Genomic DNA, 14,659 nt, shown 5'->3' on the forward strand with positions numbered 1-14,659 from the left:
CTTCTTCGAAGTCTACCCTTCGACTACGCTCAGGACAGGCTACTTGACTTCTTCGAAGTCTACGTCCTCAACGTTATCGCCTTCGGTTGCGCTACCGCTACTATCAGCAGTAGGTTCGCCTTGGGCAGCACTTCCTCCACCTTGTTGCGCTTCGGCCTGTGCCTTGTACATCTCTTCAGAAGCTACTTTCCAAGCCTCGTTGATTTTATCCAAAGCCGGTGTGATTACGGCCAAATCTTTGGATTCATAAGCCGTTTTTAACTCCGCCAACGCATCCTCGATCGGTTTTTTCTTGTCCGCGGACAGTTTATCGCCAAACTCGGCCAACTGCTTTTCGGTCTGGAAAATCATGCCATCGGCCTCGTTCAATTTATCGGCTTTTTCCTTCGCTTTTTTATCGCTTTCGGCATTCGCCTCGGCTTCGGCCTTCATCTTTTTGATTTCCTCCTCTGTCAATCCGGAAGATGCCTCAATTCGAATATCCTGTGATTTTCCGGTGGCCTTGTCGGTCGCGGAAACCTTGATGATACCATTGGCATCTATATCAAAAGTTACTTCGATCTGTGGTGTTCCCCTTGGTGCAGGTGGTATCCCGTCCAAGTGGAACTTTCCAATTGTCTTGTTATCGGCGGCCATGGGTCTTTCCCCTTGTAACACGTGTATTTCAACGGATGGCTGATTGTCAGCAGCGGTAGAGAACACTTGGGATTTCTTGGTAGGAATCGTAGTATTCGCCTCGATTAATTTTGTCATAACGCTACCCATAGTCTCGATACCTAGGGATAATGGCGTAACATCTAACAACAACACATCTTTTACGTCCCCTGTCAATACACCACCTTGAATTGCGGCACCAATGGCAACCACCTCATCTGGATTTACACCTTTGGAAGGTTTCTTTCCAAAGAATTTTTCCACAGCTTCCTGAACGGCCGGTATCCTTGTGGAACCACCTACCAAAATGATTTCATCGATATCGCTTTTTGAAAGTCCGGCAGATTTCAATGCCTTTTCACATGGCTCAATGGTTCTTTTGACCAAATCCGCTATCAATTGCTCAAATTTGGATTTTGTCAAGGTACGCACCAAGTGCTTAGGTCCTGTAGCCGTAGCGGTTACGTATGGCAAGTTGATTTCCGTTTGGGAAGAGGAGGACAATTCAATTTTGGCTTTCTCCGCTGCCTCACGTAATCTTTGTAGTGCCATGGAGTCGTCACGTAGGTCCAATCCTTCTTCGGCCTTGAATTCCTCGGCCAACCAGTCGATTATCTTTTGGTCCACATCATCACCACCCAAGTGGGTATCACCATCGGTAGCCAAAACTTCAAAAACGCCATCACCCAATTCTAGGATGGAAACATCATGCGTACCACCACCAAAGTCGAATACCACAATTTTCTGGTCGGTGTCCTTTTTGTCAAGACCATAGGCCAAAGAGGCAGCCGTAGGTTCGTTAATGATTCGCTCAACGGTAAGTCCGGCAATTTCTCCCGCTTCTTTGGTGGCCTGTCTTTGGGAATCGTTAAAGTAGGCAGGTACCGTAATAACGGCCCTTGTAACATCCTGACCCAAATAATCCTCAGCAGTTTTCTTCATTTTTTGAAGGATCATGGCCGATAGTTCCTGAGGCGTATACAAACGACCGTCGATATCTACCCTGGGCGTATCGTTATCACCTTTGGTTACTTTGTAAGGGACCCTTTTAGCTTCTTTCTCAGATTCGGAGAACTTGTTCCCCATAAAACGCTTTATGGAGTAAATGGTCTTATGCGGATTGGTTACTGCCTGCCTTTTTGCAGGGTCACCCACCTTGATTTCACCGCCCTCCACAAAAGCTATGACCGACGGTGTTGTTCTTTTTCCTTCTGCGTTTGGAATTACTACTGGCTCATTACCCTCCATCACGGAGACACAGGAGTTGGTAGTACCCAAATCTATTCCAATAATCTTACTCATTGTATATGTTTTAAAATTTAAGTGCTTAATTTTTCAATCAACCTTTAAATGACAAACAATATGCCAAGGGATAAAAACTGACAGGATGTCATTTATTTGTTTTTGAACCCGAATGATTGGGCTTGGAGTGAATTCAAAATGGAAAAACAATTTACACCTCGATCTAACTTTGTACATTAGTATTCGACTTTTTAAAAGATAATGGAACAAAGAGAAAGCATAAGCATTTTTGACATGCTCAAAATAGGCATAGGCCCATCCAGCTCCCATACCTTGGGACCTTGGCGAGCCGCGGAACGTTGGATCTTGGAGCTTAAGAAAGAGGGCAAATTTGAAAAAGTAGCTTCCATTTCTGTCCATGTCTATGGTTCCCTTTCGTTAACGGGGAAAGGCCATGCCACGGATTATGCCATTATTTTAGGGCTATTGGGCACCGATCCGGAAACGATTGCCATAGAAAACATTCAGACATATGTCCAAGATGTAAAAAGTACCCGAAAGTTGAATTTTGGGGGAAGTAAAACTTTGGATTTTGACCCGGAAAAAGACATCGTTTTCCATAAAAAGTTCCTTCCCTTCCATGCGAACGGTTTAAAGTTTGAGGCGATTTTGACAGATGGAAAAAAGACCGCCAAAACCTATTATTCCATTGGTGGAGGTTTCGTTGTCGTGGAGGAACGTAAAAATGCCAAAAGAAAAAATAGCGTTTTCAACAGCTTTCCGTATCCCATAGAAAATGGACAGGAATTATTGCTAATCTGCCAAAAAGAATCAAAATCCATCTCCCAAATTGTTTGGGAGAATGAACGGTCCTTACGATCCGATGATGAAATCGACCATCAGATAAATCGGGTTTGGAACACCATGCTGGAGTGTATGTACCTTGGCTGCCACACCGAAGGAAAACTGCCCGGGGGTCTCAATGTAAAACGAAGGGCCTTCGAACTGCATGAAAACCTGAAAGGGGACCTGCCCTACTCCAATCCGGAAGAATGGCTGCAATCCATCCGACAGACAGAGGTAAAATTCAGGCAAATCCTGCAATGGGTAAGTTGTTTCGCCTTGAGCGTCAATGAAGTAAACGCCTCCTTGGGAAGGGTGGTTACCGCACCTACCAATGGCAGTGCCGGGGTAATCCCCGCAGTCCTTATGTATTATATGGTCATTGAAAACCACGCGGGGAATTTTGAACACATAAAACAGTTCTTGTTGGTTGCGGGGGAAATAGGCAGCATCTTCAAAAAAGGCGCGACCATTTCCGCAGCCATGGGCGGTTGCCAGGCGGAAATTGGGGTTTCCTCGGCAATGGCGGCGGGAGCTTTAACAGAACTCTTGGGCGGATCACCGGAACAAGTGCTCATGGCCGCGGAAATCGCCATGGAACATCACTTGGGACTTACCTGTGATCCCATTGGTGGATTGGTTCAGATTCCCTGTATAGAACGAAATTCCATGGGAGCCATCAAAGCTATTAATGCGGCGGAATTGGCCTTGGGTTCCGATCCGGCAGAAGCCAAGGTCCCCTTGGACAAAGTAGTACAGACCATGTGGGAAACCGCCAAGGATATGAGTTCCAAATACAAGGAAACCTCCGAAGGCGGATTGGCCGTTGGTGTATTCCTAAGCGATTGCTAAAAACATATTATATGGGCATGATACCCCTATTCCAGGGATTAATTATGACAAGTTCAATACCTATAAAAGATAAAATGTTCAATAATTAAACCATTAGTCTATTTTATAGGTGTGAAACCCTCATTGAGGGATTTATTAAAACAAGTTAAATACCTCTGCAAAAGAAACTATTTAAAAATCCATCTGTTAACCTAATTTTAATCGATTGAAATGAACCATAACAATTCTTGATACCCCCTGAAATGGTCATTGGCGAATTACATCTGACCTATGACAAATTATAAAAATAAACAGATGAAAAACTTAATTTCTGAACGGGTTGCAGATTTTCTAAAAAACTATCCGCCATTTAATATCATGGATGCAAATCTTTTGGGGGAACTATCCCAACAGGTTTCCATCATTTATAAGGAAAAGGGAAGTTTGGTGTTCTCATTTGAAGAGGAAGCGCATCCCCATTTCTATGTGGTGCATAAAGGGGCCATAGAGCTCACGAATCCAAATGTAAAATCCATTACCGATTATTGTGACGAAGGCGATATTTTTGGTCTTAGACCCCTTATTGCCAAGGAGAATTACAAACTGGAGGCCCGGGCCTACGAAGAATCGATACTCTATGCGATACCCATCGCCGTTTTTAGGCCCATATCAGAATCCAACCAGCGGGTTTCCAATTTTCTTACCGAAAGTTTCGCATCCAATCTACGAAATCCCTACCAAACGCGTAAACTGGAAAGATCGGGAATATCGACAAGCCTCAATGCCCAAGGGAACTTGGTCATCGATGATTTTCAGCCCATCCGTTATTCCAAAAAATTAATAACCTGCGGACCTAACACCACCATACAAAAAGCGGCGGAGCGAATGACAAAAAACCGCATCGGATCCATATTGGTCTGCGAGAACAATCTTCCCGTGGGCATCGTTACGGATAAGGATTTAAGAAACAAGGTGGTGACGGGAACGTTTCCCATTACCGCCAGCGTCAGGAACATTATGTCCGCTCCGCTAATTACCTATCCGGAGAAAATGACGATTGCACAGGCCCAAATGGCCATGATGAAAAATGATATAAGCCACCTTATTTTGACCAAGGATGGAACTTCCAACAGTAAATCCGTAGGAATTATTTCGAAAAACGACATTATGGTATCGCTGGGAGACAATCCGGCCGTAATCGTAAAGGCCATCAAAAGAGCCAAAAAAATAAACCAAGTAAAGGAACTTCGTAAAAGTATAATGATGCTTTTAAGGGGCTATTTGGACCAGAACCTTCCAATGGCACTGACCTCCAAGATCATTTCTGAACTGAACGACACCTGTATCAAACAGGTAATCAGGCTTTCCTTGGAGAAAATGAAGACACCGCCACCGGTACCCTTTGCGTGGCTGGCATTGGGCAGTCAGGGACGAGGCGAACAATTGCTCCATACCGATCAGGACAATGCACTGGTTTTTGAAGATGTGCCCGAAGAAGCATTACCAAAGACTACCACCTATTTTTTGGAACTTTCCAAAAAAGTGACCAAAGGACTTAACAAAATTGGATATGAGTATTGCCCGGCGGATATGATGGCATCCAATCCCAAATGGTGCCTGAGCCTCAAGGAATGGAAGAACAAAATATCCTATTGGATCATTAATCCCGGCCCCAACGAGGTTTTGATGTCATCCATTTTTTTCGATTATAGTTTGGCATATGGGCAAAGGAAATTGTTGAACGAGATGTCCGACTATATTTTTTCCAACGTCAAGAAATACCCCATTTTCTTGGTACATATTGCCAACGGAGCCTTGCAGAGTCCATCCCCATCCGGTTTTTTTAGGTCTTTTTTAGTGGAACAGGACGGACAGCACAAGGACTTCTTCGACTTAAAAAACAGGGCGTTGCGACCGCTAATCGATGCGGCACGCGTACTCATCCTTTCACATTCTGTCAAAGGAATCAGCAATACGTGGGAACGCTATGAAAAATTGGCAGAGTTGGAACCGAACAATCAAGACCTCTATTTGGCCTGTTCCTACGCCACCAAAGCACTGTTGAAATTTAGAACAAAACAGGGCTTGCTCCACCACGACTCCGGCAGGTATATCGAGTTGGAATCCTTGACAAAGGAGGAAAAAATGAAGTTAAAACGAACCTTTAAGGCCATCAAGGAAATACAGGATGTAATTTCCATTCGCTTTAAGGTTTCCAATATTTTGGGCTGATGGGCATATTTGATCGTTCCTCAAAATACCCTGACTACTGGCAGGCGTATGTAAAGTCCTTCAAACGGCCCTTGGAGAAGGACTTCAACAAGCTCACCTTTGTGGTTTTGGATACGGAAACCACAGGCTTTGACAAGACAAACGACCGTATCCTTTCCATTGGTGCCTTGAAAATACAGGGCAATCGTATCAATGTCGACGATATCCTGGATGTGTACATATCACAGGAAACCTTCAATAAAGAAAGCGTCCCTATCCATGGTATCCTTAGGAATGGACAGCAAGATTGCATTTCAGAGAAAGCGGCAATGAAAAAATTTCTGGGCTATGTGGAAAACCATTTTATTGTGGCACATCACGCGGGTTTTGACATAGGCATGATCAATAGCGCGCTCAAAAGATTGGGACTTCCCAAATTAAAAAACACCCATTTGGATACGGGCGTTTTGTATAAAAAAACGCTTCTAAAATCCTATCTCGTACAACCGAAGGAGCACTATTCCCTGGATGATTTGGCCGAGAAATTCTTGATATCCAAAAAGGATAGACACACGGCTTTGGGCGATGCCTATATAACCGCTCTAGCATTTCTAAAAATCCTTGTAAAAATCAAGGAAAAAAAGGAACTGTCCTTAAGGAATTTGAAATGATTAGGAATTTTTCAAATAGTCCAAAATATTTCTTTCAATCCGTTCGTGGATATTGGAAGTATCGGCCTTTTGAAAGGACTCGCCCGTAATGTTTTCGTAAAGTTCGATATACCTTTCAGAAACTGAGGTAATATATTCATCCGACATTTCAGGAACTTTTTGCCCCTCCAACCCTTGAAAACCATTGGAAATAAGCCACTGCCTTACAAATTCCTTGGACAATTGCTTTTGGGGCTCATTTTTATCCTGTCTTTCCTGATATCCTTCCGCATAAAAGTACCGGGAAGAATCTGGGGTGTGTATCTCATCAATAAGCACAATAGTGCCATACTTGGTCTTTCCGAATTCGTATTTGGTATCCACCAAAATTAGACCTCTTTTGGCAGCAATTTCCGTTCCCCGTTGAAAAAGTGCCCGCGTATACTTTTCAAGCACTTCGTAATCAGCTTTGGAAACGATGCCCCTTTTTATAATATCCTCCTTGGAGATATCCTCATCGTGATCGCCCATTTCCGCTTTGGTCGCCGGAGTTATTATCGGCTTGGGAAACGGATCGTTTTCCTTAAGACCTTCTGGCATCGGTACCCCACAGAGTACTCTTTTTCCAGCTTTGTATTCCCTGGCCGCGTGACCGGACATGTAGCCCCTTATGACCATTTCTACCTTGAAAGGCTCACAGGCATGGCCAATGGCTACATTTGGATCAGGGGTAGCGATCAGCCAATTTGGGACAATATCCGCTGTTGACGCCATCATTTTGGTAGCTATTTGGTTCAGAATCTGACCCTTGAAGGGAATACCTTTGGGCATTACCACATCAAAGGCGGACAGTCTGTCCGTGGCGATCATAATCAATCGGTCATCCTCAAGGGCATAGACTTCCCGCACCTTTCCTTTGTAAACACTTTTTTGTCCGGGGAATTTGAAATTGGTATCAAAAATGGTATTCGGCATGCCCTTTAATTTTGATGTTCAATGGTTTTGTAAGCCTCAATCACCTTCTTGACCAGTTTATGGCGAATGACGTCCTTATCGTCCAAATAAATAATTTCTATGCCTTCTACGTTTTGAAGGATCAATAAAGCTTCCTTTAATCCGGATATGGTCCTTCTGGGCAAGTCTATCTGCCCTGGGTCACCGGTCAACAAAAACTTGGCGTTTCGACCCATACGCGTCAAGAACATTTTCATCTGTGCGTGCGTGGTGTTCTGGGCCTCGTCCAAAATTACAAAGGCATCATCCAAGGTCCGCCCGCGCATAAAGGCCATGGGAGCAATCTGTATGGTACCGTTTTCGATGTAATGGGCCAACTTTTCCGCCGGGATCATATCCCTGAGCGCATCGTACAAGGGCTGCATGTAGGGATCCAGTTTTTCTTTTAGGTCCCCTGGTAAAAATCCAAGATTTTCCCCTGCTTCCACCGCAGGTCTGGTCAGGATGATCCTACGTACCTGCTTTTCCTTCAATGCCTTTACCGCAAGTGCCACTCCGGTGTAGGTTTTCCCTGTTCCGGCAGGCCCAATGGCAAAAACCATATCGTTCTTTCTGGCCGCATCCACCAACCTACGCTGATTGACAGTCTGTGCCTTGATCAACCTGCCACTTACACCGTGCACCAGCGTTTCACCGCTGTTCTCCGGCCCTGTGTAATCCTTGGAATCGCCACTGGTAAGTACGCGCTCAATGCTATTTTCGTCCAGTTTATTGTACTTGATGAAATGCTCCGTAAGCATATCAAAACGCTTATCGAATTCCTCAAGTTGGTCCTCGTCCCCGTAGGCCTTTATTTTGTTGCCACGGGCAACTATTTTTAATTTGGGAAAATACTTTTTAAGTAGTTCTATATTTTCATTTTGTTGCCCAAAAAACTCTCTTGGACTAACTTCGGTGAGTTCTAATATAATTTCGTTCAAACAGTGGGATTTTGAAGATTTTAAATGAGTCAAGTTTAATTTCGCTCGGCTATTTTTTTGTTTAATTTTGTATATCAAATTTAAGCAAAAATTAAGTTTGGCTAACCAAAAACATATCAACATTGCTGCATGGCAATCATTACCCTTACAACCGATTTTGGACTGAAAGACCACTTTGTTGGGGTGTTAAAAGGTTCTATTTACAGCGAATTGCCCGATGCCAAAATTGTTGATATTTCCCATGACGTTGCACCGTTCAATATTCAGGAATGCGCCTACATCCTAAAAAACTCCTACAATAGTTTTCCCAAAGGCTCCATTCATATAGTGGGCGTAGACTCAGAGGCTACCCAAGAAAACCAGCACATTGTGGTTCTAATCAACGGCCACTATTTTGTCAGTGCGAATACAGGTGTCATTGGACTTATAACTTCAGAAATCAAACCGGATAAAGTCGTAGAGATCAACATTCCCGATTCCTTGCACGGTTCCTTTCCGGTGTTAAGTGTCTTCGTTCAGGTAGCATGCCATATCGCCCGGGGCGGTACTTTGGAGGTCGTGGGCAAGCCTTTCAACGATCTCAAGGATTTGCGGGAATTCATGCCGCGAATCGTGGACGATGGCAAGAAAATTATTGGAAGTGTCATTTATATAGACAACTACGGCAACGTTGTCACCAATATCCAAAAACATCTTTTTGAAGCCTACAGAAAAGGACGCGATTTTGAGCTATTGGTGCGGAACCACAAAATCAAAAAAATACACAAGGCCTATAACGACATTATTGATTTTTCCATTGAAAAAAGCAAACGAAAGGGTGATGGTGATTTGTTGGCGCTTTTCAATTCATCGGATTATATAGAACTCGCCATTTACAAAAGTAACCTTAAAACGGTGGGCGGAGCATCCACCCTTTTGGGGCTTGATTACAGGGACACTATTATGATCGATTTTTTATAATCCGATAAGCCGACGTCTTGCCTAAAGATTTTCTTAATCGGCCTTCTAGAGATGCACATAGTTAATAACTCCGTCCCCATTTTTCGCCAAAACACCTAGTCAACCCCCATAAAACGGGAAAATAAAGTTAGAGGTGCCCTTGCCCGACTGTTGATAAGTTTGTTTCCGATAAATAAGCATTTAAAATATCTTTGTTTGATAGCAAAAGCGCCAACTTAATCGGCATTTTCCTTTAGGTTTATAGGGCCTTTCGGATTGAAACAAAACATAGAACGACCAATGAAATTTATTGTCTCCAGTACGTATTTATTAAAGCAACTTCAAATATTGGGTGGTGTTATAAACAATAGCAATACCCTGCCTATTTTGGACAATTTCCTGTTCGATCTGAACAAGAATAAACTAACGGTTTCTGCCTCGGACCTGGAGACCACCATGAGTTCCGTTTTGAACGTGGATTCAGACAATGAAGGAACCATAGCGGTTCCGGCAAGATTGCTATTGGAAACCTTAAAGACCTTTCCGGAACAACCGCTGACCTTTATCGTGGCGGATAACAACACGGTGGAAATCAGTTCCAACCACGGCAAATATGCCTTGGCCTATGCCGATGGTGCCGAGTTCCCAAAAGCCGTAGAGCTTACAAACCCAAGTTCAACTACCTTGTTGGGCGATATTCTTGCAACCGCCATCAATAAAACGATTTTTGCAGCGGGCAACGACGATTTACGTCCGGTTATGAGCGGGGTATTTTTTCAGTTTTCTACGGAGAACCTAACCTTTGTGGCCACTGATGCCCATAAATTGGTAAAATACCAACGAGAAGACGTTTCGGCTTCCGAAGTTGCGGAATTCATCATGCCCAAAAAGCCGCTTACCCTATTAAAGGGCATTTTGGCAGGAAGCGAATCCGATGTCCTTATCGAATACAACGAAAGCAATGCCAAATTTACGTTTGACGATACGGAACTGATTTGTCGTTTGATCGATGGTAAATACCCCAATTACGAAGCGGTAATCCCCAAGGAAAACCCTAACAAATTGACCATAGCAAGAAACCAGTTTTTGAGCTCGGTCAAAAGGGTTTCCATATTCTCAAATAAGACAACGCACCAAATCAGGCTTAAGATTGCCGGGGCCGAATTGAATATTTCCGCAGAGGACCTCGATTATTCCAATAAGGCCGAAGAACGGTTGACCTGTTCCTATCAGGGAGACGATATGCAGATAGGGTTCAATTCCCGATTTTTGATAGAGATGTTGAACAATCTTGGCTCGGATGAGGTTGCCCTTGAAATGAGCTTACCGAATCGCGCTGGAATCTTAACGCCTATTGACGGTTTGGACGAAGGTGAGAATGTAACCATGTTGGTCATGCCGGTGATGTTGAACAACTGATTCTAAAAAACATGGAAACTAAAAAGGGAGCCAAGTTTGGCTCCCTTTTTTATTCTTTTTATTATGTTATGATATAAATCGTATCGTCCCAAAATGACTGGGGGCTTCGCCATTGGCAGCTTTGACCGCATTTACTATCGGCATTAAAAAAGATAGGATTCCAGCGAAGACCAAAAGTAGGATACCGGCCCCTAAAAGCAAAATAGCTGGTATTCCAATGATGACATAAAGAATTAGACTGAGCTGCAGATTGATAATGGCCTTACCATGTTCGTTCATTCCAATGACGGAATCCTTTGTGCTTAACCATAATACCAAAGGAACAATGAGTCCGCCAAAACCTGTAATGTAATCCAGATACTGACTTAGATGTGCAACCACCAAAAGGTTCCTATCCTCCCGTAAAGCTATATTTTGATTTACTACTTCCATTTTTTGATTGATTTTAAGATGAATAATTACCTATAGGACGCTTAAAAAGCGGATTTGTTACAATGCGTGTCCCTATTTCTTCCGTTCCAGCTTTTCCAGTTTTTTGCCCTCCTTCAGGAGCTTCGTATTCAACTTTTCTATTTTCTTGTTCAGTTTTTCAATATCATTTGGGGAGAGCTTCCCTCTTTGTAGGTCCTTTTCCATTTTCTCCTGAATGGATTGCAGCTGTTTTTCCATTTTGGAAATACCCTTTTCCGTGGATGCTATTTTTTTCTTTAGCTTTTCCGCTTCTTCCGCCTCTTTTTCAAGACGCGCTTCCTTTTTCTCCTTTTTTTCCCTTTTATCGACCTTTCGCTTAACTTCCTTTAATTCCTTTTGCCGCTCCCTTTCCAAAACGGATTCGGTAGGCATTGTTGCCTCCTGTGCGTACACGGAAAATAGGGACGTAAATACTAAGAGAATGCATGTAAATCCGATTTTCATCTGTTTATTTTTATTGTTTTTCATAGGTCAGCTTTAATTAGCCATCCCGATAGCTATCGGGACATCTCGATGGATATCAAGACTTGTTATGGCTCATTTCATAGTTGTGTTCATTAATGCCGTCATTTGAATGTACTAATAAAAAGCGTCATTTAAAAATCAAGGGAAGACTACTTTTTAATTGATTATTTTTGCGGCATGAAACCCTTAGCAAGGGATTTGGTATAGCAAGTTCAGTACTTTTACAAAAGTAAGTATTTAATAATCAGTCTATTGACCTAATTTTAAACGAATGAAAAGAGATGAGACCATAGTAGCGTTAGCGACCGCCTCAGGGGCTGGAGCCATTGCCGTTATTAGGGTTTCAGGAAAAGAAGCGATTACCATTACCTCCAAGCTATTCAAATCCGTTAGCGGTAAAAACCTGGAGACACAAAAAACACATACCATTCATTTGGGGCACATTGTTGATGGCAACAAGATTCTGGATGAAGTCCTAGTTTCCGTCTTTAAAGGTCCCAATTCCTACACCGGCGAAAACGTTGCTGAAATATCCTGTCACGGGTCGCCCTACATTCAGCAGGAAATCATTCAGCTTTTTTTACGAAACGGCTGCCGAATGGCAGAAGCCGGAGAATTCACCTTGCAGGCCTTTCTGAACGGCAAGATGGATTTGAGTCAGGCCGAAGCCGTTGCCGACCTTATAGCCTCCGACAATGAAGCCAACCATCAAATCGCCATGCAACAGATGCGGGGCGGGTTCAGTAACGAAATCCAGAAGTTACGCGAACAACTGTTGAACTTTGCTTCCTTGATAGAATTGGAACTCGACTTTGCCGAAGAGGATGTTGAGTTTGCGGACCGTACCCAATTCAAATCCTTGGTGAACCGGATTCAGGAAGTTTTGAAAAGACTTGTAAATTCCTTTGCCGTGGGCAATGTAATCAAAAACGGCATCCCCGTGGCCATTGTAGGGGAACCGAACGTGGGCAAATCTACGCTGTTGAATGCACTGCTCAACGAGGAGCGAGCCATCGTTTCGGATATTGCGGGTACCACAAGGGATAGCATAGAGGACGAAATCAATATTGGCGGAATAGGTTTTCGGTTTATCGATACGGCAGGCATACGTGAAACCGAGGATATCGTAGAAAGTATCGGCATTAAAAAGACGTTCGAAAAAATTGAACAGTCACAGGTCGTAATTCTTCTAGTGGACGGTAGCACTTTACATTCAGGTACTTCCTTGGATGAAAAACTCCGACAAATCCAGGCCGAAGCAGAAAAAATCCGAAGTAAAAGTCCTTCGAAACCCTTTTTGCTGTTGATTAATAAATCCGATATGCTATCGGAGAATGAAATTTCCAGTATTGGCGAAACATTGCAGGAAGTCCATTTTATATCGGCAAAAACGGGAAAAGGAGTAGAGGATTTGCAAAACCGATTGTTGAATTTTGTAAATACCGGGGCTTTACGAAACAATGAGACCATCATAACCAATAGCCGCCATTACGACTCCCTATTAAGGGCCTTGGAGTCCATCGAAAAAGTCCAGATGGGCCTAACGGAGGAGCTCTCAAGCGACCTTATGGCCATCGATGTAAAGGAAACCCTTTATCACCTTGGGGAAATAACCGGGGAAGTCACCAATGACGAGTTATTGGGAAATATTTTTGCCAATTTCTGTATCGGGAAATAAATAAGTTGATTTTCTAATTTCATTTATATTCATTTGATTTCATTTAATTGATTATCAGTAAGTTGTTGAAAACTATTTCTTTTCATCGTTTCTTTTAATAACCTATTTTCATACATTTATTTCACCTAATTTTCACCTCAATACTATTTTTGATATTCGAGGTGAAAAAATTTCACCTCGAAATGAAAATAAGTCTTAAAAGCAAAAAGATTAAAAATGGAAAGTTGAGTCTTTTTATAGAATACTATAAGGGCCACTTTATTGACAAGAACGGAATCAACAAGTACAACAGGGATTTTGAGTATTTGAAAATGTACCCTTTGGAACATCCGTCGACGCCAGATGAAAAAAGAAAGAACAAGGAGGTTTATGAATTGGCTGAAAAAATACTGGCTATACGTAAATCAGAATTTTATCAAGGCAAGTACAAACTAAAGGACAATAAAAAGGGGAATATCCTTCTTTTTGATTTCTATAAAACGTTGCAAGAAGAACGTTACGAATCCAAAGGAAATTATGGGAACTGGGATGCTGCCTTTAAACACTTAAAAAAATATGCTCCCTCACATATTCAATTAAAGGATATTGATACGGATTTCGTTAGAGGATTTAGAAGGTATTTAGATACCAAGGCCAAAACGAAAAGCAACACTCCCCTATCCCAAAATTCTAAATACACCTACTTCAATAAACTCAAGGCTGCCCTCAGGGAAGCCTATAATGAGAACTATATTGATACCAATGTAATCAAGTCGGTCAAAGGTTTTGAACAAGCGGAATCGCAACGAGAATATTTGACCTATTCTGAATTACAAGCCTTAACACGAACCGATTGTAAATATCCCATTCTTAAGAATGCTTTTATATTCAGCTGTCTTACTGGATTGCGATGGAGCGACATCAATAAATTGACTTGGGCCGAAGTAAGAGACGAGGATGAGGCTTCGAGAGTCATCTTTAGACAAAAAAAGACCGATGGGCTTGAATACCTCTATATTTCTGTACAGGCAAGAGATTTGCTAGGGAAAAGAGCCCATAACAATGAAAGGGTTTTTAAAGGCTTAAAATATGGGGCGGTTTATAACACTGAAATTCTTCGATGGTGCATGAAGGCAGGAATAACCAAGCACATTACTTTTCACAGTGCCAGACATACGAATGCGGTTCTATTACTTGAAAATGGAGCTGATATTTATACGGTTTCAAAACGTTTGGGACATCGAGAAATCCGAACTACTGAAATCTACACTAAAATCATTGATAGGAAGATGAAAGAGGCCGCTAATATGATTCCTGAATTGGATATGGGATAAATTCTACCT

12 protein-coding genes are annotated in these 14,659 nt (G+C 42.5%); 7 read left to right on the forward strand and 5 right to left on the reverse strand.

What is annotated here, in order from left to right; genetic code table 11:
* Window positions 1-39: 39 nt before the first annotated feature.
* Window positions 40-1,956 (reverse strand): molecular chaperone DnaK, encoded by a 1,917-nt coding sequence (dnaK, locus tag F0361_RS15580; RefSeq protein WP_138258325.1) that lies wholly within the window; start codon window positions 1,954-1,956, stop codon window positions 40-42.
* 201 nt (window positions 1,957-2,157) lie between these two features.
* On the opposite strand from dnaK, the gene F0361_RS15585 reads away from it, so the two are divergent.
* From F0361_RS15585 to F0361_RS15595, 3 genes are all read left to right on the forward strand, one after another.
* On the forward strand, window positions 2,158-3,591 hold the full coding sequence (locus tag F0361_RS15585; RefSeq protein WP_246160912.1) for an L-serine ammonia-lyase: 1,434 nt from the start codon (window positions 2,158-2,160) through the stop codon (window positions 3,589-3,591).
* 294 nt (window positions 3,592-3,885) lie between these two features.
* Complete coding sequence (locus F0361_RS15590) at window positions 3,886-5,802, forward strand: DUF294 nucleotidyltransferase-like domain-containing protein (RefSeq protein WP_154919996.1); 1,917 nt, start codon at window positions 3,886-3,888, stop codon at window positions 5,800-5,802.
* Window positions 5,802-6,452 (forward strand): 3'-5' exonuclease, encoded by a 651-nt coding sequence (locus F0361_RS15595; RefSeq protein ID WP_154919997.1) that lies wholly within the window; start codon window positions 5,802-5,804, stop codon window positions 6,450-6,452. Before F0361_RS15590 ends, F0361_RS15595 begins: the two co-directional genes overlap by 1 nt.
* Here the strand turns inward: F0361_RS15595 and F0361_RS15600 are convergent, their stop codons facing one another.
* Both F0361_RS15600 and F0361_RS15605 read right to left on the reverse strand, forming a co-directional pair.
* Complete coding sequence (locus F0361_RS15600) at window positions 6,453-7,406, reverse strand: phosphoribosylaminoimidazolesuccinocarboxamide synthase (protein WP_154919998.1); 954 nt, start codon at window positions 7,404-7,406, stop codon at window positions 6,453-6,455.
* Between the two features lie 5 nt (window positions 7,407-7,411).
* Window positions 7,412-8,365: a PhoH family protein gene (locus F0361_RS15605; RefSeq protein WP_138258321.1), complete on the reverse strand. Its 954-nt coding sequence runs from the start codon at window positions 8,363-8,365 to the stop codon at window positions 7,412-7,414.
* Between the two features lie 129 nt (window positions 8,366-8,494).
* On the opposite strand from F0361_RS15605, the gene F0361_RS15610 reads away from it, so the two are divergent.
* Both F0361_RS15610 and dnaN read left to right on the forward strand, forming a co-directional pair.
* Window positions 8,495-9,325, forward strand: coding sequence for an SAM hydrolase/SAM-dependent halogenase family protein (locus tag F0361_RS15610; protein ID WP_154919999.1), 831 nt, complete (start codon window positions 8,495-8,497; stop codon window positions 9,323-9,325).
* A gap of 279 nt (window positions 9,326-9,604) precedes the next feature.
* On the forward strand, window positions 9,605-10,723 hold the full coding sequence (gene dnaN / locus F0361_RS15615; RefSeq protein ID WP_154920000.1) for a DNA polymerase III subunit beta: 1,119 nt from the start codon (window positions 9,605-9,607) through the stop codon (window positions 10,721-10,723).
* Window positions 10,724-10,789: 66 nt separating this feature from the next.
* On the opposite strand, the gene F0361_RS15620 is transcribed toward dnaN, so the two are convergent.
* Window positions 10,790-11,155, reverse strand: coding sequence for a DUF4870 domain-containing protein (locus tag F0361_RS15620; RefSeq protein ID WP_154920001.1), 366 nt, complete (start codon window positions 11,153-11,155; stop codon window positions 10,790-10,792).
* 72 nt (window positions 11,156-11,227) lie between these two features.
* Window positions 11,228-11,638, reverse strand: a complete 411-nt coding sequence (locus F0361_RS15625) for a hemagglutinin (protein ID WP_154920003.1) — start codon at window positions 11,636-11,638, stop codon at window positions 11,228-11,230.
* A 292-nt stretch (window positions 11,639-11,930) separates the two neighbouring features.
* Between F0361_RS15625 and mnmE the strand changes: the two genes are divergently transcribed.
* Window positions 11,931-13,337 carry a tRNA uridine-5-carboxymethylaminomethyl(34) synthesis GTPase MnmE gene (mnmE, locus tag F0361_RS15630; RefSeq protein WP_154920005.1) on the forward strand — a complete coding sequence of 469 codons (1,407 nt, stop codon included), beginning with the start codon at window positions 11,931-11,933 and terminating at the stop codon, window positions 13,335-13,337.
* A gap of 182 nt (window positions 13,338-13,519) precedes the next feature.
* Window positions 13,520-14,650, forward strand: a complete 1,131-nt coding sequence (locus F0361_RS15635; RefSeq protein ID WP_154920007.1) for a tyrosine-type recombinase/integrase — start codon at window positions 13,520-13,522, stop codon at window positions 14,648-14,650.
* Window positions 14,651-14,659 lie beyond the last annotated feature (9 nt).

It is taken from the genome of Maribacter flavus, from assembly GCF_008386635.1.
Lineage (GTDB): Bacteria > Bacteroidota > Bacteroidia > Flavobacteriales > Flavobacteriaceae > Maribacter > Maribacter flavus.

Excerpts from the sequence above, each read along its gene's own strand:
- F0361_RS15600 (WP_154919998.1), bottom strand. The coding sequence starts at position 7,406 with ATGCCGAATACCATTTTTGATACCAATTTCAAATTCCCCGGACAAAAA.
- F0361_RS15610 (WP_154919999.1), top strand. The coding sequence starts at position 8,495 with ATGGCAATCATTACCCTTACAACCGATTTTGGACTGAAAGACCACTTT.
- F0361_RS15585 (WP_246160912.1), top strand. The coding sequence starts at position 2,158 with ATGGAACAAAGAGAAAGCATAAGCATTTTTGACATGCTCAAAATAGGC.
- F0361_RS15625 (WP_154920003.1), bottom strand. The coding sequence starts at position 11,638 with ATGAAAATCGGATTTACATGCATTCTCTTAGTATTTACGTCCCTATTT.
- F0361_RS15590 (WP_154919996.1), top strand. The coding sequence starts at position 3,886 with ATGAAAAACTTAATTTCTGAACGGGTTGCAGATTTTCTAAAAAACTAT.
- F0361_RS15595 (WP_154919997.1), top strand. The coding sequence starts at position 5,802 with ATGGGCATATTTGATCGTTCCTCAAAATACCCTGACTACTGGCAGGCG.
- F0361_RS15620 (WP_154920001.1), bottom strand. The coding sequence starts at position 11,155 with ATGGAAGTAGTAAATCAAAATATAGCTTTACGGGAGGATAGGAACCTT.
- dnaN (WP_154920000.1), top strand. The coding sequence starts at position 9,605 with ATGAAATTTATTGTCTCCAGTACGTATTTATTAAAGCAACTTCAAATA.
- F0361_RS15635 (WP_154920007.1), top strand. The coding sequence starts at position 13,520 with ATGAAAATAAGTCTTAAAAGCAAAAAGATTAAAAATGGAAAGTTGAGT.
- dnaK (WP_138258325.1), bottom strand. The coding sequence starts at position 1,956 with ATGAGTAAGATTATTGGAATAGATTTGGGTACTACCAACTCCTGTGTC.
- mnmE (WP_154920005.1), top strand. The coding sequence starts at position 11,931 with ATGAAAAGAGATGAGACCATAGTAGCGTTAGCGACCGCCTCAGGGGCT.